Raw genomic sequence first — 17,926 nt, 5'->3', positions numbered from 1 at the left:
CGGCGAGTTCGAAACCGAATTGGTCTTCGACTACACCGTGATCCCCGGCGAAGACTCGCCAGACACCTTCACATTGACCCGGATCAACGACAGGACCTGATCGTCACGCCGCGTCGGACGAGTTCACCTCTGCCGAGCATGGATTCGGCATAGGTACCGCGCGTTTCAAAAGCAATGACCCCGCGCAACTCAGTGCGCGGGGTCATTCCCGACTTGGCTCAATTTAGTGCGGAACTCAGGCTTGCTTGATTCGGGCGATGAGCTCGTTGATTTCAGCGGGCACGGGTGAGGCGGCGTGGACGGTCTGTCCGGCGATGGTCAGTTCGAAGGTGCGGTAGCGCTTGAGTGTTCTGACCAGGCGTTTAAGCGAGAGCCCGGAGCGTTGCTCGAGCAGGTGACCGACCGCCATTGCGGACATGACGACAGTCAGGTGAGCGTCGATGGACTGGCGTTTGTGGTGGTAGATCGGCCGGGCCTTGAGGTCGGACTTGGACATTCGGAACGCTTTTTCGATCTTGAGCAGCTGCCGGTAGGAGCCGATGATCTGCTCTGCGGGCAGGTCCACGCGGGAGGTTTCGTAGCCCTTGATCCCGGCCAGGGCTCGGTTCTTCTCCACCAGCGCCCAGTTGACCTGCTTCTTTGGAGCTTTCAGGTCCACGAAACGGTTCCGCTTGATCGCAAGCTTGCCCGCGACGGCCTTCTCGGCCTTGTCGACCTGCTCGGAAATTCCCTTCAGCGTCCTGCGGGCCCGGTCCCACGAGTACACGTAGTAGGTGATCGAATGCGGCACCCCATCGGGGCCGCGCCCTGATCGGTCGGCGCTGGTCCAGATCTGCCCGTCGGTGTACTCGGCCTCCGGGTTGGCTTTGCGCCACGCCTGCAGCGGGTACGGAACCTCCGGGGTGCGCGTCCCGAGGATGTAGTGCAGGCCAGCGGCGGTGATGGCCTTCTTGTTGCCGTCGGAGAACATGCCCGCATCCGCCACGACGGTGATCCCATCGACTTGGTAGGTGTCGGCGAAACGCTCAAGCATGGGCAGCATAGTGCGGGTCTCGGCCATATTGCCCTCGAAAGCGCCCACTGCCAGCGGAAACCCAGAGGCATCGGAGAGCAGGCCCACGGTGATCTGGGGCTCCAGCCGGCGCTCCTTCGAAAACCCTGGCTTGCGGAAATCGTCGCCCTCGTCGGCCTCGAAGTACAGCGTGGTCACGTCGTAGAGCACCAGCACCCCAGGTCCGATACCGGCGTGGGCCGCGCATGCCGCGGTCAGGCGGCTGCGGAACTCATCGGCGGCGTAGGTGGGCAGGCGCCGCTTGATGGTCGCGTAGCTGGCCGAGGCCACCCCGATCTCTGCCAGTGTCTCCACCGAATCGAGTTTCGACCCGGGCTGGACGATCCTTGCTATGACCAGGTCGGAGAACACCCGGTCGGCCTCGGTGGCCTCGTCGAATCCGAGCGCCCGATAGGCGCCGGTGATCGCCTCGATCAGGTAGCCGGCTCGCTCGGAGGTCACCGGAAGCGGTGACTCCTGCGACCCGGTTCCAGCTGGGGTTGTGTCTATGCCCAGGTCCAGCGCCTGCTGCTGGCCGTCGATGATCTGCTGCGCCTTGATCTGCAGCAACGCCAACTGTTCGTCGTCGTGAGCGGATCCGACGTGTTTGAGGTCCTTGGCGCCGCGCCGTTCCGAGAAGATCACCTGCACCGCGGTCGCTCCCGAGGCGGTTGGGACGTGCCGGATGTACGGGCTCACCTCACCGAATCTACCGGCCACCCCCACGCCACCCGATTAGTGCGGAAAAATCACCACCGGCACCGCCGTTCGCACAGGTCAACGTGTCAATGTGATCTACAGCACACCGAAATGAGCCAAGTCGGGTGCTACCCATCGCCCGAGGACTCGGGAGAACCCGTATGAATGAAATCGGTCCGGACGAAAGGACGCTGCTGTGTGATGACCTGTTTGCTGAGCATGAAATCACGGGGACGATTGATGCAGTCTGCAGCAAGGAGTTCACCACCACGGAGGTAGAAGCAGCTGAAGCTGCGGCCTACGGTCGGATCGCCGCTTAGAACAACTTGGTCATATCCACAGCTCAGACCGGCAATCTGGAGTTTGACATCGTACTGATCTGACCAGAACCAGGGCAGCGACACTGCGCTCTTGGACTTCCCGCAAAGGGTAGCCGCGGCGAGTTTCGCCTGATCGGTTGCTCCGGGTACGCACTCCAGCCGGACTCGGCGACCGTATCGAGAGATGTACTTGCTGGCACAGTCTCCGGCGGCAACGATGGCTGGGTCACTGGTTCGGGCGTGCTCGTCGATCACCACACCATCGTTCAGGGTCAAGCCCGCCGCCTCGGCGAGTTCTGTTCTCGGTTCAACACCGATACCCACGATGACCAGATCAGTCGGAATCGACTCGCCAGTAGATAGTGTGACCTCGCGGACGCAATCGTCACCGACTAATGCTGCGACTTTGGCGCCCGTTCGGATATCGATGCCCTCCTCTCGGTGGATCCGCTCGAAGAACGTTGATACGTCGGGAGCAGTGACCCGCTCGAGGACGCGAGTGGTCGCCTCGAGCACGGTGACTTCCAGGCCCAGTGCCCGTAGCGAGGCGGCCGTCTCAAGTCCGATGTAGCCGCCCCCGACGATCGCCACCCGCCGCCCGGGGGCGGCGGACGTGCGGATCCTCTCGACGTCTGCGGCGGTACGAAGGTAATGGACCCCGGCGAGCTCGAACCCAGGAACGCGGAGCTGACGAGGGCGGGCTCCCGTGCACAGCGCGAGCTTGTCGTATGTCAGTGTGTCGCCGGTGCTCATAACGATGTGCCCAGCCGAGCGGTTGATCGCCTCCACGTGCGCGTCCAAAAGCTGGATGCGCTGCTTGGAGTAGAAGTCCGAACTGCGGATGGTGATCTCGTCGAGTGAGCATTTGCCGGCCAGGTAGGACTTCGACAGCGGAGGGCGTTGATATGGAGCTGCCGACTCCTCACCGATGAGGACGACCTCACCGCTCCAGCCTTCCTGGCGCAGACTCGCCGCGAGTTGGGCTCCGGCATGGCTGGCACCGATGATGAGGGCTCGCTGCGATGTCATGTGCCGGACTTGGGGGTCAGGCGCACCATCATCTTGCTGATACCCCTCACGAAGTTGGACTGCACGTACTCGGGTTCGCCGACGACCTCGATGTTCTCGAAGCGGGGGAGCAGCTCTTCCCAGAGAATTCGCAGCTGCATTTCGGCCAGTCGGTTGCCCATGCACCGGTGTACGCCGAACCCGAAGGCGATGTGGTTGCGGACGTTGGCCCGGTCGATGATGAAGTCATCGGGCCGCTCGAACACACGCTCGTCGCGGTTGCCTGAGGCGTACCACATCACGACCTTGTCACCCTTACGGATGAACTGACCGTTCAAGATAGTGTCAGTCTTGGCGATTCGGCGCATGTAGGCCAGCGGCGTTTGCCACCGGATTATCTCGGAGACCATGTTGGGGATCAGGTCAGGGTTGGACTTGAGCTTTTCGAACTGGTCTGGGAACCGGTTCAGCGCCAGAACGCCACCACTCATCGAGTTCCGCGTCGTATCGTTCCCTCCGACGATCAACAGAACAAGGTTGCCCATGAATTCCATTGGGCGGTCGATCAGATCTTTGGTGTTCTCGTTGCTCTGCAGCATGGTGATCAGATCGAAGCCGGGTTCTTCCCCAGCTGCTGTCCGAGCCTTCTTGTCGTACCACAGAGAACTCAAACCTCGCGCCATCTCGCGCATTCCGTCGAACGTCTCGTCGAGGTCCGCAGGACCACCGTTCGCTTCCTCGAACGAAGTTGCAATATCTGACCAATGAACGAGTTTGCGACGTTCCTCGTATGGGAAGTCCAAGAGCGTCGCGAGCATTCGAGCTGTCAGTTCGATCGAGACAGCCTGGACCCAATCGAACGGCTGATTCACCGGCAAGTCGTCTAGTACCTCGCGAACCCGAGACCGAATGAGCGTCTCCATCTCACGCAGGTTCTTAGGCGCGACCACCCCCTGCACAGCTGCTCGCTGCACGTCGTGGCGCGGTGGGTCCATCGCGATGAACATCTCGATATCGAGAAAGCGAGGCGGGGACCCGATCACTATCATCGGTTCGGCGGAGAAGACCTCATGGTTCTTATCGACCGCGACGATGTCTTCATGTCGGGTCACTGACCAGAACGGCCCGAACGCGCTGTTGGGCTGAAAGTGGACCGGAGCCTCGTTTCGCAGGCGCTCATAGTAGGACTGCCAGCGGCCTTGGCGATAGAGAAAGGGATTACTGAGGTCGATGTCGGCGAGCTCGACGTCCTCGACCGGAGGAATGGGACTCTCTACGAAGAGCTTCTTCCCATTCGTCTTTGTCACCCAGCGCCGAGTCCTGTCGTACAGATGGGCGCCTCGGATTTGAAGATCCATCGGAATGGCCGACCGGATTCTGTCCCCGACTTCTACATGATTGCTTGACACGACTCTTGATCCCTTCGTCGTTACATCTGGAACTCTGGCACCTGGACGACCAGGCCGTCCCAATCCGCGGACGCGGTCATCTGGCACGACAGTCGAGAGGTCGGCAGCCTTTCCGGGTTCATTGCGAGCATTTCCTCTTCACTTGCTCCCGAGAGGCCGACCTGTTCGGACCACTGCGGATCAACGATGACATGACACGTGCCGCACGCGGCTTCGCCTCCGCAGTCAGCGTCAATCCCGGGCACCGCGTTGTTGACGGCGATCCGCATGAGTGACTGCCCCTCCTCCAAGGGCACCACGTGCTTCTCTCCCTCATGTGAGACGAAGGTTACGACTGTCATCGCTGGCTCCTGCGTGGTTGTTCGGGTAATAGCTGCTCACAGCATTGCTACCAACGACGACTGCGGCTAGGTTGATTGAGGGCAGAAGCTTGTTAGTTTGGCTCAGAAGGCGGGGGCGATGAATCTTGATCGCGAGGGCGTGCCACCGCTCGTGTTCGCGCAGTTACTTGAGAGCCCAGTTCTGGAGCAAGACGCCGTTGCACGGTTTCGCGAGATCATGGATCGTGAGCGAAGCGACGTCGAGTCACTTCTCGCCATCAACGCCCAAGTTCCCCTGCGGTGGATCAGGGAAGCCTTGCCCGATCTCGACGTTGACCAAGCAACGACCCTCGGTTTGGCGTTCGCCCAGCATGCTCATCTGACGTCCTTCGGACCATTAAGCGTCCCACTAGTAAGCGCAGGTTCCGCAGGCGAGATATTGGATTTGCTTGCCTACCTGCCGCTAATAACCCCAGCCCTGAGTGCGCAGTTCTACGCAGGTGGATACGGAGTGTCTGTCGCGCTCAATGGGCAGACGGGCGATCGAGTCCTGGACTCCCTAGTGGTCACCTACTGTGGTGCGGTCCTGCTGAGGCTGCTGAATATACTCGTTGGCGATGCACCAGACATCACACTCTCACTGGGTTGGCCCGCTCCGGAAGGTCTGCCCATGGATCAGGATTGGTTAGCTGGTCGCCTGGTATTTGACGCTTCACTGTCCATTCTGCATTTTCCCGTTGACGCGGTCAATCACGTCTGCCGGTTCTCTGACCCCGTGGCGTATCGACTCGCTAGCGGTGACTTGCAGCGAAGGCTCGACGAGCGGAGTAAAAACTCCTCGTATTCGGACAAGGTGAGACGTCTGATAGAGAAGCGTCCCGCAGATTGTGGAAGTCAGTGGATTGCAGACGAACTCTTCATCTCTACGAGCACACTTAAGCGGCGCCTCTCTGAGGAAGGGATGACCTATCGCGGACTGCGCCAATCGATCATTCGTGAGTACGCGATTCTTCGTTTACTGGACGGATCTGTGTCCGCGAGCGAGATCGCCACGGACCTCGGTTACAGCGACCTCGCCAGCTTTTCACACGCTTTCAAGCACTGGACCGGCCACCCGCCGACGGGGTTCCGTCGTAGGTAGCGCTGCCTCTTGGTTGACTCGTACAGGGCAACTGGCGATGCACGGTGCCTTCCGCTTCGCCCGTTCTTTCCCGACTTGGCTCAATTTAGTGCGGAACTCAGGCTTGCTTGATTCGGGCGATGAGCTCGTTGATTTCAGCGGGCACGGGTGAGGCGGCGTGGACGGTCTGTCCGGCGATGGTCAGTTCGAAGGTGCGGTAGCGCTTGAGTGTTCTGACCAGGCGTTTAAGCGAGAGCCCGGAGCGTTGCTCGAGCAGGTGACCGACCGCCATTGCGGACATGACGACAGTCAGGTGAGCGTCGATGGACTGGCGTTTGTGGTGGTAGATCGGCCGGGCCTTGAGGTCGGACTTGGACATTCGGAACGCTTTTTCGATCTTGAGCAGCTGCCGGTAGGAGCCGATGATCTGCTCTGCGGGCAGGTCCACGCGGGAGGTTTCGTAGCCCTTGATCCCGGCCAGGGCTCGGTTCTTCTCCACCAGCGCCCAGTTGACCTGCTTCTTTGGAGCTTTCAGGTCCACGAAACGGTTCCGCTTGATCGCAAGCTTGCCCGCGACGGCCTTCTCGGCCTTGTCGACCTGCTCGGAAATTCCCTTCAGCGTCCTGCGGGCCCGGTCCCACGAGTACACGTAGTAGGTGATCGAATGCGGCACCCCATCGGGGCCGCGCCCTGATCGGTCGGCGCTGGTCCAGATCTGCCCGTCGGTGTACTCGGCCTCCGGGTTGGCTTTGCGCCACGCCTGCAGCGGGTACGGAACCTCCGGGGTGCGCGTCCCGAGGATGTAGTGCAGGCCAGCGGCGGTGATGGCCTTCTTGTTGCCGTCGGAGAACATGCCCGCATCCGCCACGACGGTGATCCCATCGACTTGGTAGGTGTCGGCGAAACGCTCAAGCATGGGCAGCATAGTGCGGGTCTCGGCCATATTGCCCTCGAAAGCGCCCACTGCCAGCGGAAACCCAGAGGCATCGGAGAGCAGGCCCACGGTGATCTGGGGCTCCAGCCGGCGCTCCTTCGAAAACCCTGGCTTGCGGAAATCGTCGCCCTCGTCGGCCTCGAAGTACAGCGTGGTCACGTCGTAGAGCACCAGCACCCCAGGTCCGATACCGGCGTGGGCCGCGCATGCCGCGGTCAGGCGGCTGCGGAACTCATCGGCGGCGTAGGTGGGCAGGCGCCGCTTGATGGTCGCGTAGCTGGCCGAGGCCACCCCGATCTCTGCCAGTGTCTCCACCGAATCGAGTTTCGACCCGGGCTGGACGATCCTTGCTATGACCAGGTCGGAGAACACCCGGTCGGCCTCGGTGGCCTCGTCGAATCCGAGCGCCCGATAGGCGCCGGTGATCGCCTCGATCAGGTAGCCGGCTCGCTCGGAGGTCACCGGAAGCGGTGACTCCTGCGACCCGGTTCCAGCTGGGGTTGTGTCTATGCCCAGGTCCAGCGCCTGCTGCTGGCCGTCGATGATCTGCTGCGCCTTGATCTGCAGCAACGCCAACTGTTCGTCGTCGTGAGCGGATCCGACGTGTTTGAGGTCCTTGGCGCCGCGCCGTTCCGAGAAGATCACCTGCACCGCGGTCGCTCCCGAGGCGGTTGGGACGTGCCGGATGTACGGGCTCACCTCACCGAATCTACCGGCCACCCCCACGCCACCCGATTAGTGCGGAAAAATCACCACCGGCACCGCCGTTCGCACAGGTCAACGTGTCAATGTGATCTACAGCACACCGAAATGAGCCAAGTCGGGCGGCGAGTTCGAAACCGAATTGGTCTTCGACTACACCGTGATCCCCGGCGAAGACTCGCCAGACACCTTCACATTGACCCGGATCAACGACAGGACCTGATCGTCACGCCGCGTCGGACGAGTTCACCTCTGCCGAGCATGGATTCGGCATAGGTACCGCGCGTTTCAAAAGCAATGACCCCGCGCAACTCAGTGCGCGGGGTCATTGCTGAAGGCAATCCACGACCAGTCAGTCGACCACTCGTACCGGATCGACTCCGATCAACGATCCGTCGGCAACTGCTGCCGGATGCACCAGGTACAGACCTTCTCCATGCTTCCGCCGCAACTCGCCCAACCAGCTCGAGGTCAGGTCGTCGACTCCCAGCGCCAGAGACATGCCGCAGAGGTCCGGAAGTAGTCGGTAGCCCACGGCTGGGTCACCCGCGACCGCGTGGCGCTGATCGTGCGCCATGTACTCCCGGCCCTCTGCCGGCAGCTCGGACAGGCCGTCTCTACACAATTCGCACGCTGTCACCACCGCGCACGGACGCAACGCAGTCCCCACACCCAGAGTGCCTTCCCTGTCTTCGGCGCTGAGCCAGAAGCACTGCACCTTCCACTCTGAACTCTCTCCGCGGACATCGACCAGGTGCGCGGTGGCAACGTTCAGTTCCTCGGGCAGGACTCCGCGACTGCTCGCAGCGCTCCATTGCTCTACTGCCCCACCCGTCGATGTTCCGAGACTGCCTGTCGTCATGTGCTCCCCTGATCAATCCTGACGCGTTGAGATAGTTATTCGTCGGCAGATCGACGGAGCCTTAACCAGCACAAACGGCAGCGAACAACCGAATAACTAATTCCTAGATATATACTACGGGCGCACTGCCCGAAGGCAAGTGCGCCTGACGTGTTCCCTGGCCCCGCAGTCCTGGGAACAACGCCTTCCCTGGCACCGGCGGAGCCTGTACCCGGGTGTTTTTTGAAGGATGTCGCAGTCTGGCCTCCCCCAGACGCCCGTCTCGCCCCGCAGACCTGAACCAGAAGGAACGCAATCATGAAAGTCGCAACCGCGTTCTACGACGAGAACAATCTCCTCGTTCCGCCTACCAAGTTGTGGACCGGTACCCATCCCACGATGAACCAGCTCACGCTTCAGGGCGGGTACTGGCACATCTGCACGAAATTCTTCGACACGACCACTGTCCGTGACGTTATTGCCGAGGCTGCGCTCCAGGCCATCATCGATCACAACGGAACGGTCATTTACGACCAGATCGACGAACACCCCTTCTTCGACGAAACCACTCGTGAATTCATCGGTTGGCGCTACTACGTCCAATACGTGATCGAAGAGCCCGATCATCGACCATTTCCGAGCTACGCAGCAACGGCTGACCGAATCGGGATCTCGCCCGACTACGTCCAGCCGTACGACGGTGTCGCCGAGCATGGCCCCGACTATCAGACGCCGCGGCCGCAACGGCTTTCGGCTCTGCAGGCCCTCCGTGAGGCGCAACAGCACCGGGGTTTGCAGAACTCCGATATGTCCCACGAACCAACCTACTGAGGGCTCGGTTCACCGAGCCTCGACCTGCCCCCGCACGCTGAAATCCTTGGAGCGTGCGCACCTCATCACACCTGGAGAGATATGAACAGAACGGTCACCCGTGCAGCAGGGCTCGGCGCAACCCTGGCTGCCGTTGCAATCCTGGGAGCTGGCGTTGCCGCCGCAGATGCAGTGCCCGATGGGGTCTACCTCGGAACGGTGGAAGGTACCCAAGTGCCGGTTTGGGAGGGCAAGACGATCTCCGGCGGTGGTACCTCTGTGATCAACCGCCTCAACGGGTTGGATCGCTTCCCCGCCGACGTCTATGCCGGCCCGTCTATCTATGACGGCTCGCCGGTGACGCACATCGACTACCGCGTGCTTTCGCCCGAGCTCGGCATGTTCGTGCACGACGAAGTGACTCCGGACGCGAACGACCCGAACCGCTTGAACGGCCGGATGTACTTCACGGCGTTCGACAGCCCGATCCCGGTGCTGTCGTTCACCCTGACGAAATAGCTTCGACACGCACCTTCAGGGACCCACCAAGGCCCCGATTACTTACTTCTGACGTTTCCCACTACTCGCCGCAGATCCTGGTGCACACCAGGACTGCGGCATCTGTGTTTCTGGGAGACTATCCACGCTGACACACATGGCAGGTCCGACTGGGACCTCTCCATCCGACACTCAGAAAGGTCCCAGTCATGAACGATCACAAGAGAATTACGGGCCTGATCGGGGCTGCCGCCGTTGCATCCGCCGCCGATCCCCGAGCCGTTCCATGGGCCATCGAAGCACTCGCCCTCGCTCGGGTCCTGGAGCTACCCATCCTCATTGAAGAAGCCAAAGGGGTGCTCAGTCGCCTGGCGCACGACAGCACCTGCCTCTGGTGTGCGGGAGTGCCAGACACGGCCATCCCGGTCGCGTCCTTCTGGTGCATGAACTAGCCGCGAACAGTAGCTACCCCTCCGTGCGCACTGCACCTGATTAAGAATTTAGTTTCGTTTCGTTTCGTTACATGAAACGAAACTAAATGCTAGAGTCTCGACATGACCTCAGTCGAGCCACCCCGCAAGCCCGGCCGACCCCGTATTCACGCCAGCCCGTCCGACAAGGTTCGAGCCCATCGCGCTAAAGCGGCTGAGAAAGCAGCCAAGGCGGCGGCAGTTGACAAGCCTGAGACCGCAACACCCGAACTTGCGGTCGCATCCCTCGCTGCTGTTCTCCCCGCGCTCGCCACACAGGCCGAACAGTTCACCGTGCTGGTCCAACGGGTCGAATCCGCAATAGGGACCGTCGCGGACCCCAAAGCGCTCGATCAGCGTCTCGAGCTGATGCGCGCTGAAACCGCACGCACTGTCTCCGCCGCCGAAGAACGCGCCGCGGCTGCCGAAGCGGCAGCGCATGCTGCGACCGTCCGCGCCGATGCACTCGACGTCGAGAACGACGAGCTCCGCACCGACGCAGCCGACGCATGGCAGCACACAGAGGCAGCAGAGACCGCTGCCGAGCAGGCCCGCGCAGACCTCGAGGAACAGAAAGCAGCACATCAGCGCACCCTCGACGAGCTCGACGCACGCCAACGCTCGGAAATGACTGCCCTGCAGGACAACCACGACTCCATCGTGGCCTCGCTCACCACCAGTCATCGCGAAGCGATCGACCGCTACGACGAAAAAGAACGCCGCCTCGAAGCCGACCTGGCCGAGGTACGCACCGAGGCGAAGGCCCTGCGCGCCGATCTGGCGGCCGAACGCGCCGCACATCAAGACAACAATCGAACACACGCAGCAGCACTCGCCGATCAGCGCAACGACGCCGTCAAACGTGAGGCCGAGCTTCGCCGCGACTACAACGAACGCATCGACGAACAGAAGATGATCGCTGCGGACTTACGTGAAGAAATTTCGCTGCAACGCGCCGAACTCGATCGGCTTCACGGCGTCGAGGAGGACCGTCGCCATAACTGATAAGGCCGCCGACGGAACACACTCGTGCAGCCAACTCACCAGCTGGCACCAGGCTCACATGGGTTCGACAATATCGACATGTCGGTCACACCTGGCATCATCGCATCCATAATCACGACACACATGGGGGGACCATGAACGTCATCACCGCAGCGAGACAACACCAAAGAGCCCGCGAACTGCTCCGTACCGACTGCAGCGATCAGCGCGTGAGCAAGTACTTTGCGGTAGCCACCACCTTTTACGACACCCGCCGCACCACATTGAAACTTGTCTGTACTGCAATCAATCTCGCTGCCGTCGCAGTCGGCGTCTATTTTCTTCTTGCCTTCGGCACAACAATCGGCAACCTCACCATCGAAATACTCGGTGTCTTCGCCGTCGCCGCCGCTAACAGCTATATCGTCTGGAACCGCAGCCCCGCCGCCGACCTCAAGCGCATTAGAACCACGGTCGGAGCCGCGCAAAGGAATTGCTGACCCCGCCCGACCACGTCGCGAGCGCTGGCCGATACCGAACGCATCGACCCGACTCTCGCCTCAAAAGACCCTCCACGCGGACCACATGTCTAGCTGAATCGGCTCGCGGGCGAATTGGCCAGTCGAACGCTCGTTCGATAGGGTGTCGATAGTTCCTACCGGACCGGCGAAAGGTCGCCCCTCATGGCCAACGTCGATGCAATCGAAGACCTCACCGGACTCGACAAGGCCACTCAGCTAGAAGTCCTCCGTCGACGCCTGGCTACCGTGCCCGGCGGCCGGCGTGACCACGCGCCCGCCGACCTGCCCACCATCACGGCACCTGAACCACCAGCACCATCCGCGCCCATCGCCGCCGCCGACGATCCAGCACCCCTCATCGCCGCTGCACGCGGCACAACCCTTCGGACGATGCCCGCGCCACCGCCACTCGCCGCACTACTCCCGCGCGGGGCACTGGCTCGTGGAACTGCAGTGACCGTCACCGGGGCTGGATCAATGCTCATCGCTATCGTCGCCGAAGCGTCCGCGGCCGGTCACCACGTCGCTCTGATCGGCCAACCACGCCTGAGCCTGCTTGCCGTCCACGAGCACGGCGGCAATCTCTCAAAAGTACATCTTGTCGATCCTGGAAACACCGACCCTCTCGATGCCGCCTCGATTTGTCTGGACGGGTTGGATTTGGTCGTAACGACCGTGCACGGTCGAGATGTACCACCCACGCGCGCAAGGGCTTTGCTCGCGCGCAACCGAAAGCATGCCAGCATCTTGATCTTGTCGGATGGGCGCATGCCCGGCATTGATCTGACCGTTTCCTCCACCGTCTGTGGCTACGGAGGCATCGAACAGGGCAGGGGTCGGATCAAGTCCATCACTCTCGAGACGACTGTGCACGGTCGCGGCACGCCGCATCGGACCGGCCGCCACACCCTGGCCGCACCCATGTTCGGTGAGGGGGGTCTGCGTTGGATACCCACGGTCGCCGACGATCTCGAAGTCCACCACCCCGTCGCGGTTGCAGGGGCGCAATAGCTGCCGACCGCATCTTGGTCGACGTCCTCGCGCCATCGCAACCCTCCGGTATTGCGGTACTCGACGTGTACCGCAATACTGTGAGTATGACTGAGACGCCCGACATCGATGCACTCGCCGAGCAACGCCAGCGATCACGCCGCTTCGTTCAACAGGTCGCCTACCTTGCCGACAGCTACGTCGACCAAGCCCTGGTCAAGACCGCGCTTCTGAGCGGCCTCAGTCAAACCGAAACAGCAAAAACGCTCGGCATGAGCAAGAAGACCGTCAACACTCACTCCCGCCGGCCTTGGCTCCCGACAGCCGTCGGAAGAGGCCTGGAGTTACCTGACGTGGCCACGCCGCTCTACCGCTACATCTGGGGATCCGATGACGCAGCAGCAGCGGCAATTGCCGCGTGCAAGCGGTACGACCGCGAACGTCTGGACTTCGAAACACCCTGGTAAACAACCATATTCAGCCAATGCATTTCTGCTACCGCAGTCCACCCTTCGGGTTCGCTAGCAGCTCAGCGACTGCGGTGGGCCGCCTCAAATTTCGCTTCGATATGTGCCGGAATTCTGCCGCGATCGCTGATCTCGTACCCCTTGTCGAAGGCCCACTGCCTGATCGCCCGTGTTTGCTCCGGCCCGCGCCTTCCTGGCGTCCCTGCTGTTGCTGTCGTTGCGGCTACAGCGGGAGTGGGTTTGCGCTTGCGCCCACCAATTCGCGTGGCGTGTCCGATGTAGTAGTCAAGCTTCTTGTGAAACTCGTTGGCGTTCTTCGCTTTCAGATCAATCGAGTATTCGACCCCATTCACAGCGAATTCAATCGTCTCGCCGGATGCCCCGTCGATGTCCGAACCGTCGATGTCGTCAATCAGTTGAACTATTTCTTGTCTGGCCATAGTCGAAGACCTTTCATCGAGACATTCCTACGCTGAACCGTATTTGTCTGCATGAGGGTAGTCAGCCTGGGTAGACGCATTCTTCATCGACACGGTGATCGGAGCCACCGTCGGGCAGCGCATTCGATTTGCTGCAGTCGTTTGATCTGCGTCGTGCCGGCGCAGCGAACGACAATCACGCCTGCGCTGAGAACAACGTTTATGACAAACGTTCCGTAGCTCAGATCCACAGAAGCACCCCCTCAGCGGCACGGCGTGCCCCTGACCGGTGGCGATTTGGCGACGGAACCCTAACTGTCAGTTGCGAACCCAATCCTGCAGACCCTTCAGATTATCGCTGATGCGGTTGCCCTGGACTGCACCTAAAGACCCTGTACACCCACCCCCCGTCGAGCAATCCACGCTGACCGCATCACGCCCCCGCTGGCCGACCAGACACAAGGAGACGTCGATCATGACACCGACCCCGTACGCCCGTAAGGCTCCGGCTACCGCCGCCGAGTCGGCGTTTCTGTTTTACGACATCGAGTCACTGAACAACGCCTTCACCGTCGCGCTCTATCGCACCTCCGAAGCCGCAGCCGTGGTCTACTACCTCATCGACGAGGACCCGAGTATCGGTCTGACGTCGCACGCGGTCCGCAATGCAGTTGCTGACCCGTCGGGTGAGCTCATGACTCGACTGTATCGCTCAAATCCGGCACTGCTGGCGCGGCAACGCGAGACTCCAGGGAGCGTGCCTGGTCGCATCGTCAAGTTCCTGGATTTGGCGAACGACAGCAATGCCCGGTCCTTGGCCCGGCTGCTCGGCGGCATCGTGGACAAAGGCGACGTGCACCTGCGCAGCGAATGCCCGATCAGCAGGTCCGCGATCGTCTGCGATACACACCCTGACTACGACCATCGGCTACCCGACCACGCGTTCGTCGCCGGGTACAACTCGAACCAGTACGACACGACGATGCTCGCTCTGTATTTTTCCCTTCGCTTCGACGAGCACTACAGGCCCCATCGCGTGACGGCTGCGCAGATGAGGGCGCACAACAACGACATGTTCGCCCTCCACAAGAGTGGAGACCGTCCTTCGATGTCTCGGTACCTATCTCATTGTGGCAACCGTCGAGCGGCTCAAATCAGGAGCAACTGGTTGTCGTCGGGTCGCCATCTCGATGTCGCCAGGCTGAACGAGCTTCAGCAGAAAGTCGCGCTGAAGCGGTTGCTGGGGATGCTCGGTCATCAGATACTCGAATCGGAAAGGCTGGCCGGACCAAACGCGCGGCTCGATTCTCTCGAGGACTTCTTCGAGCTGGCCGCATACAACATCTCAGACACCGTCGGCACAGCGCTGCTGTTCGACGACAACACGTATACGGGCAGCTTCGACCTGCGGTCGGGTCTACTACGAACCTATCCCGAGACAGTCTTCAACCACAACGGCGACTACAGAACTCCCGTCCTGGACACGGCACAGGTCCTGACTTGGCCGCGACCCCGTCTGACGACGGACACTTCCTCAGCGCAATTCGCTGGGAGGATCCTCGCACCCTACCGAGATCTGCGAGCCATTCCCGGACACATTGCCGATCTACCTGTTGTCTCGTACCGCTACCCTGATCCGTTGGGACACAACGGATCAAACATCGGTGCCGCAACCAACGTTCTCACCGCGACCCGAGACTTCTTCTTCGAGACTGTCCCGGCCGACACCGCGTCGGGCTTGGCCGCGCATCAGGCCTTCGAGAACATCTACCGGTACTACCGGCGTATCGAAGGTCTCAACTTCGACGATGCACAGCACAAGGAGTTCGCTCCGGTGGTGATCACCGGCCGTATCTCGGCGCAACTAGAGGCGGCCGCGGCTCGTGAATCGGTCGGCGGTCGCGACGTCGTCTCGACCGCTGACTTGTCGGAGCGGTTTCTCGAACTGTTCGGCGGCGCATCGTCGGCCGCCGGCGACGGTCCTCGTCGCTTCACGCTCGGCACCTTCGCGGCACTGAGCAAGGCGCTCATCGCATGGGCGAACACACACAGTTCGTCGGAGATCGCGCACAAGGAACTGATCGCAGACATTGATCGTCTCAAGATCATCGTCCTTGCCCGGGCAGATGCCGCTCAGCCCTACTGGCCAGCGGATCGGCCTGCGTCGTTCAGTGAGACCCTCATCGAATGGCGCAACGACCGAAATCACGCGACCAACGTGTCCTACGAACTCGCATCGATCGGCAAGCTGCCGTGCAACATCCCGTATTTCGACAGCGCCGGTGAACCGACGAGCTGCTTCGCGACTTTCTCCACGGGTGGGATCCATGGAGCAGAAGCGGACCTCGGTGCCTTCGCCGTCGAACGAAATGCCTCTCGGGGTCGGTGGGCACTTTTTCGCGCCGCGCTCGACACGGCGGCAGAGCAGTTTCTGCAGGCGGCACACGTCATGGAGGACTGGACGGCCGGCGGGGAACCTCTCGATGCGAAGACAGAGGTCATCGTCCGCACGGGTACCGAGTGGGTGGCCGACAATGCGGCCTCGATGCCGCCCATCGTGGACGCAGCCGGTGTGAACTACTCAGGCGAACGTCTGGCTATGGCTGCGTGGTGGTTCCGTAAGAAGCTTCGCATCGACGTGGTCGACCCATCGACGGATCAGATCGTCACCGTCGAGTGGGGGGACATGCTCAAATCTGGATCCAAGTCGAGCAACCCGATCCTGCGTGATCGTCCAAAGGGCGACCGGGGGGTGGAGCTGTTCACTGCGCGTGAGAGCAAGGAGTTCCCGTTGTTCCCGGCCGGCACCACTCACGATGACAACAAGCTCGACCCGAAGTACCGGTTCACCTCCGTGGCCGACGTCATCCATGAGGACTTCACCAGCTACTACCCTCTGATGTTGGTCAATCTGGCGGCCTTCACCAACCCAGACCTGGCTGAACCGGGACAACCTGCTCCTGACAAGTACAGCCAGATTTTCGGCGACAAGGAGCGATACGGGAAATTGCGTAAGGACAAGTCGCTCACTACCGCCGAACGTGAGAACTTCAGCGTCCTACGTGAGGGGACCAAGCTGATCCTCAACGCGGCGTCCGGTGCGGCAGACGCGCGCCACGACACGCCGATCCTGATGAACAACATGATCATCACCATGCGAATCATCGGGCAGCTCTTCAGCTGGCGGATCGGACAGGCGCAAACGTTCGCCGGCGGCCGCATCGTGTCGACGAACACGGACGGTCTCTACTCCACACTCGATTCCGAGACCAACCAGAAGGTACTCGATCAGCACACTGCAGCCATCGGTGTCGAGATCGAACCAGAGTCGCTGACCCTGGTGTCGAAGGACTCCAACAACCGTGTCGAGTTTCTGACGGCCGAAGAGTCCTTCGAGATCCTGACCGACGACAGCCGCGGGGAACCGCAGTATCGACCCGAGGAAATCGCCGGCAAGCCGTGGTACCGCGTCGTCGCTTCTGCGGGTGGCGGGACTCTCGCCTGCTGGGCTGGGCCGAGTCCGCGCAAAGCGCTGGCTCACCCGGCAATGGTCGATCGACTGCTTCTGGAGTACTTCAAGCTCGTCGCCGGTGCGTACACCCCAGAGCAGCGGCCCGTTCCGTACGCACTGACCGGACCGGTCTCGATCTTCGAGTCCATGGACACCGCAGCAGTGCGTGAAGTGTTACGCGAGCTGCACCGTCAGCTCGGTGTTCGCGACCTGCTCAAGCTCTATCAGAATCTGCTGGCTTCTTCACCGTCCGCGGGCAGCTATCTCTACGCTGCGCCGTATCGGGTCGACCCTGAGTCCGGAGCAGTCATCGACGCCACCGCCACTGCGCATCTCACCTTCCCGGGTGACCCGCGCAACGTCACCGACAACGATGAGCTCTTGCGTGAGGGTGGCACCTTGAATCGGCATCCGAAGGCAACAGAGGTGCAGCTGTTGGGGCATTTCACTCGGGTATTTCTGGTGCGACCCGACACGGTCGATCGGAATCTGTTCGGTGATCCGCTCGTGATCGCCGCGGCGAAAGCACGGGTCGTCAGCGCGAGCACCTGGGCCTCACGTGAGGACAAGGGTCTACGACCGACGAACCCCAATGGTGTCGATCCGATCGCTGAGCACCTCCTCACAGTCGCTGGTGAAGATTCGGCGCATCAGGGCCGAACTCGAGATCTCATCCTGGCTCGACACAGCGGAGTGGACCCGTCGACACCGATGCTGGTGTTCAACCACACGATCGCCGATCACCCGGATACTGCTCTACTCGAGCACTTGTTGGCCTCGATCGACACCGAGGCCTACATCGCGATGGCCGCCAGCTCCTACGAAGAGAACTGGCGCAACGCATCACGATGA

At 61.3% G+C, this 17,926-nt stretch carries 16 protein-coding genes; 9 read left to right on the top strand and 7 right to left on the bottom strand.

Features of this window, described 5'->3' with window-relative positions; genetic code table 11:
• Nucleotides 1–235 precede the first annotated feature (235 nt).
• From AB0366_RS22570 to AB0366_RS22555, 4 genes are all read right to left on the bottom strand, one after another.
• Complete coding sequence (locus tag AB0366_RS22570) at nt 236–1,702, bottom strand: IS1634 family transposase (RefSeq protein ID WP_366245897.1); 1,467 nt, start codon at nt 1,700–1,702, stop codon at nt 236–238.
• Between the two features lie 176 nt (nt 1,703–1,878).
• On the bottom strand, nt 1,879–3,099 hold the full coding sequence (locus AB0366_RS22565) for an FAD-dependent oxidoreductase (RefSeq protein WP_366245900.1): 1,221 nt from the start codon (nt 3,097–3,099) through the stop codon (nt 1,879–1,881).
• The gene (locus AB0366_RS22560; RefSeq protein WP_366245899.1) at nt 3,096–4,436 is read right to left on the bottom strand and encodes a cytochrome P450; all 1,341 of its coding nucleotides are present in this window, start codon (nt 4,434–4,436) and stop codon (nt 3,096–3,098) included. The genes AB0366_RS22565 and AB0366_RS22560 overlap by 4 nt, the downstream gene beginning before the upstream one ends.
• A 71-nt stretch (nt 4,437–4,507) precedes the next feature.
• Entirely contained in the window at nt 4,508–4,828 is a 321-nt protein-coding gene (locus AB0366_RS22555; RefSeq protein ID WP_067718080.1) for a 2Fe-2S iron-sulfur cluster-binding protein, read from the bottom strand.
• A gap of 118 nt (nt 4,829–4,946) precedes the next feature.
• On the opposite strand from AB0366_RS22555, the gene AB0366_RS22550 reads away from it, so the two are divergent.
• A complete protein-coding gene (locus tag AB0366_RS22550) occupies nt 4,947–5,948 on the top strand; it encodes a helix-turn-helix domain-containing protein (protein WP_366245898.1) in 1,002 nt (333 codons plus the stop codon).
• Between the two features lie 97 nt (nt 5,949–6,045).
• Here AB0366_RS22550 and AB0366_RS22545 read toward each other — a convergent pair whose 3' ends face one another.
• Together AB0366_RS22545 and AB0366_RS22540 are read right to left on the bottom strand one after the other, a co-directional pair.
• Nucleotides 6,046–7,512 (bottom strand): IS1634 family transposase, encoded by a 1,467-nt coding sequence (locus tag AB0366_RS22545; RefSeq protein WP_366245897.1) that lies wholly within the window; start codon nt 7,510–7,512, stop codon nt 6,046–6,048.
• 403 nt (nt 7,513–7,915) lie between these two features.
• The gene (locus tag AB0366_RS22540; RefSeq protein ID WP_322544897.1) at nt 7,916–8,425 is read right to left on the bottom strand and encodes a hypothetical protein; all 510 of its coding nucleotides are present in this window, start codon (nt 8,423–8,425) and stop codon (nt 7,916–7,918) included.
• Between the two features lie 297 nt (nt 8,426–8,722).
• Here AB0366_RS22540 and AB0366_RS22535 point away from each other — a divergent pair, with 297 nt between their 5' ends.
• The 7 genes from AB0366_RS22535 to AB0366_RS22505 all read left to right on the top strand — a co-directional run bounded on the left by AB0366_RS22535 (nt 8,723) and on the right by AB0366_RS22505 (nt 13,144).
• Nucleotides 8,723–9,235, top strand: a complete 513-nt coding sequence (locus tag AB0366_RS22535) for a hypothetical protein (RefSeq protein ID WP_032373161.1) — start codon at nt 8,723–8,725, stop codon at nt 9,233–9,235.
• Nucleotides 9,236–9,316: 81 nt separating this feature from the next.
• Nucleotides 9,317–9,733, top strand: coding sequence for a hypothetical protein (locus AB0366_RS22530; RefSeq protein WP_366245895.1), 417 nt, complete (start codon nt 9,317–9,319; stop codon nt 9,731–9,733).
• A 188-nt stretch (nt 9,734–9,921) separates the two neighbouring features.
• Nucleotides 9,922–10,164: a hypothetical protein gene (locus AB0366_RS22525; protein ID WP_366245894.1), complete on the top strand. Its 243-nt coding sequence runs from the start codon at nt 9,922–9,924 to the stop codon at nt 10,162–10,164.
• 102 nt (nt 10,165–10,266) lie between these two features.
• The gene (locus AB0366_RS22520) at nt 10,267–11,187 is read left to right on the top strand and encodes a hypothetical protein (RefSeq protein WP_366245892.1); all 921 of its coding nucleotides are present in this window, start codon (nt 10,267–10,269) and stop codon (nt 11,185–11,187) included.
• A 134-nt stretch (nt 11,188–11,321) separates the two neighbouring features.
• The gene (locus AB0366_RS22515) at nt 11,322–11,666 is read left to right on the top strand and encodes a hypothetical protein (protein WP_366245891.1); all 345 of its coding nucleotides are present in this window, start codon (nt 11,322–11,324) and stop codon (nt 11,664–11,666) included.
• Nucleotides 11,667–11,849: 183 nt separating this feature from the next.
• The gene (locus AB0366_RS22510) at nt 11,850–12,698 is read left to right on the top strand and encodes a hypothetical protein (protein WP_366245890.1); all 849 of its coding nucleotides are present in this window, start codon (nt 11,850–11,852) and stop codon (nt 12,696–12,698) included.
• Nucleotides 12,699–12,784: 86 nt separating this feature from the next.
• On the top strand, nt 12,785–13,144 hold the full coding sequence (locus AB0366_RS22505) for a hypothetical protein (protein WP_032373263.1): 360 nt from the start codon (nt 12,785–12,787) through the stop codon (nt 13,142–13,144).
• 62 nt (nt 13,145–13,206) lie between these two features.
• Here the strand turns inward: AB0366_RS22505 and AB0366_RS22500 are convergent, their stop codons facing one another.
• Nucleotides 13,207–13,584, bottom strand: coding sequence for an Lsr2 family protein (locus AB0366_RS22500; RefSeq protein WP_032373166.1), 378 nt, complete (start codon nt 13,582–13,584; stop codon nt 13,207–13,209).
• A 454-nt stretch (nt 13,585–14,038) separates the two neighbouring features.
• Here AB0366_RS22500 and AB0366_RS22495 point away from each other — a divergent pair, with 454 nt between their 5' ends.
• On the top strand, nt 14,039–17,926 hold the full coding sequence (locus AB0366_RS22495; RefSeq protein ID WP_366245888.1) for a hypothetical protein: 3,888 nt from the start codon (nt 14,039–14,041) through the stop codon (nt 17,924–17,926).

Origin of the sequence: Rhodococcus sp. NPDC076796, from assembly GCF_040702765.1 — a bacterium.
In the GTDB taxonomy this organism is placed as follows: Bacteria; Actinomycetota; Actinomycetes; order Mycobacteriales; family Mycobacteriaceae; genus Rhodococcoides.
This window is presented reverse-complemented; position numbering and strand designations above follow the sequence as displayed.

Excerpts from the sequence above, each read along its gene's own strand:
- AB0366_RS22565 (WP_366245900.1), bottom strand. The coding sequence starts at position 3,099 with ATGACATCGCAGCGAGCCCTCATCATCGGTGCCAGCCATGCCGGAGCC.
- AB0366_RS22560 (WP_366245899.1), bottom strand. The coding sequence starts at position 4,436 with ATGGATCTTCAAATCCGAGGCGCCCATCTGTACGACAGGACTCGGCGC.
- AB0366_RS22555 (WP_067718080.1), bottom strand. The coding sequence starts at position 4,828 with ATGACAGTCGTAACCTTCGTCTCACATGAGGGAGAGAAGCACGTGGTG.
- AB0366_RS22550 (WP_366245898.1), top strand. The coding sequence starts at position 4,947 with ATGAATCTTGATCGCGAGGGCGTGCCACCGCTCGTGTTCGCGCAGTTA.
- AB0366_RS22540 (WP_322544897.1), bottom strand. The coding sequence starts at position 8,425 with ATGACGACAGGCAGTCTCGGAACATCGACGGGTGGGGCAGTAGAGCAA.
- AB0366_RS22535 (WP_032373161.1), top strand. The coding sequence starts at position 8,723 with ATGAAAGTCGCAACCGCGTTCTACGACGAGAACAATCTCCTCGTTCCG.
- AB0366_RS22530 (WP_366245895.1), top strand. The coding sequence starts at position 9,317 with ATGAACAGAACGGTCACCCGTGCAGCAGGGCTCGGCGCAACCCTGGCT.
- AB0366_RS22525 (WP_366245894.1), top strand. The coding sequence starts at position 9,922 with ATGAACGATCACAAGAGAATTACGGGCCTGATCGGGGCTGCCGCCGTT.
- AB0366_RS22520 (WP_366245892.1), top strand. The coding sequence starts at position 10,267 with ATGACCTCAGTCGAGCCACCCCGCAAGCCCGGCCGACCCCGTATTCAC.
- AB0366_RS22515 (WP_366245891.1), top strand. The coding sequence starts at position 11,322 with ATGAACGTCATCACCGCAGCGAGACAACACCAAAGAGCCCGCGAACTG.
- AB0366_RS22510 (WP_366245890.1), top strand. The coding sequence starts at position 11,850 with ATGGCCAACGTCGATGCAATCGAAGACCTCACCGGACTCGACAAGGCC.
- AB0366_RS22505 (WP_032373263.1), top strand. The coding sequence starts at position 12,785 with ATGACTGAGACGCCCGACATCGATGCACTCGCCGAGCAACGCCAGCGA.
- AB0366_RS22500 (WP_032373166.1), bottom strand. The coding sequence starts at position 13,584 with ATGGCCAGACAAGAAATAGTTCAACTGATTGACGACATCGACGGTTCG.
- AB0366_RS22495 (WP_366245888.1), top strand. The coding sequence starts at position 14,039 with ATGACACCGACCCCGTACGCCCGTAAGGCTCCGGCTACCGCCGCCGAG.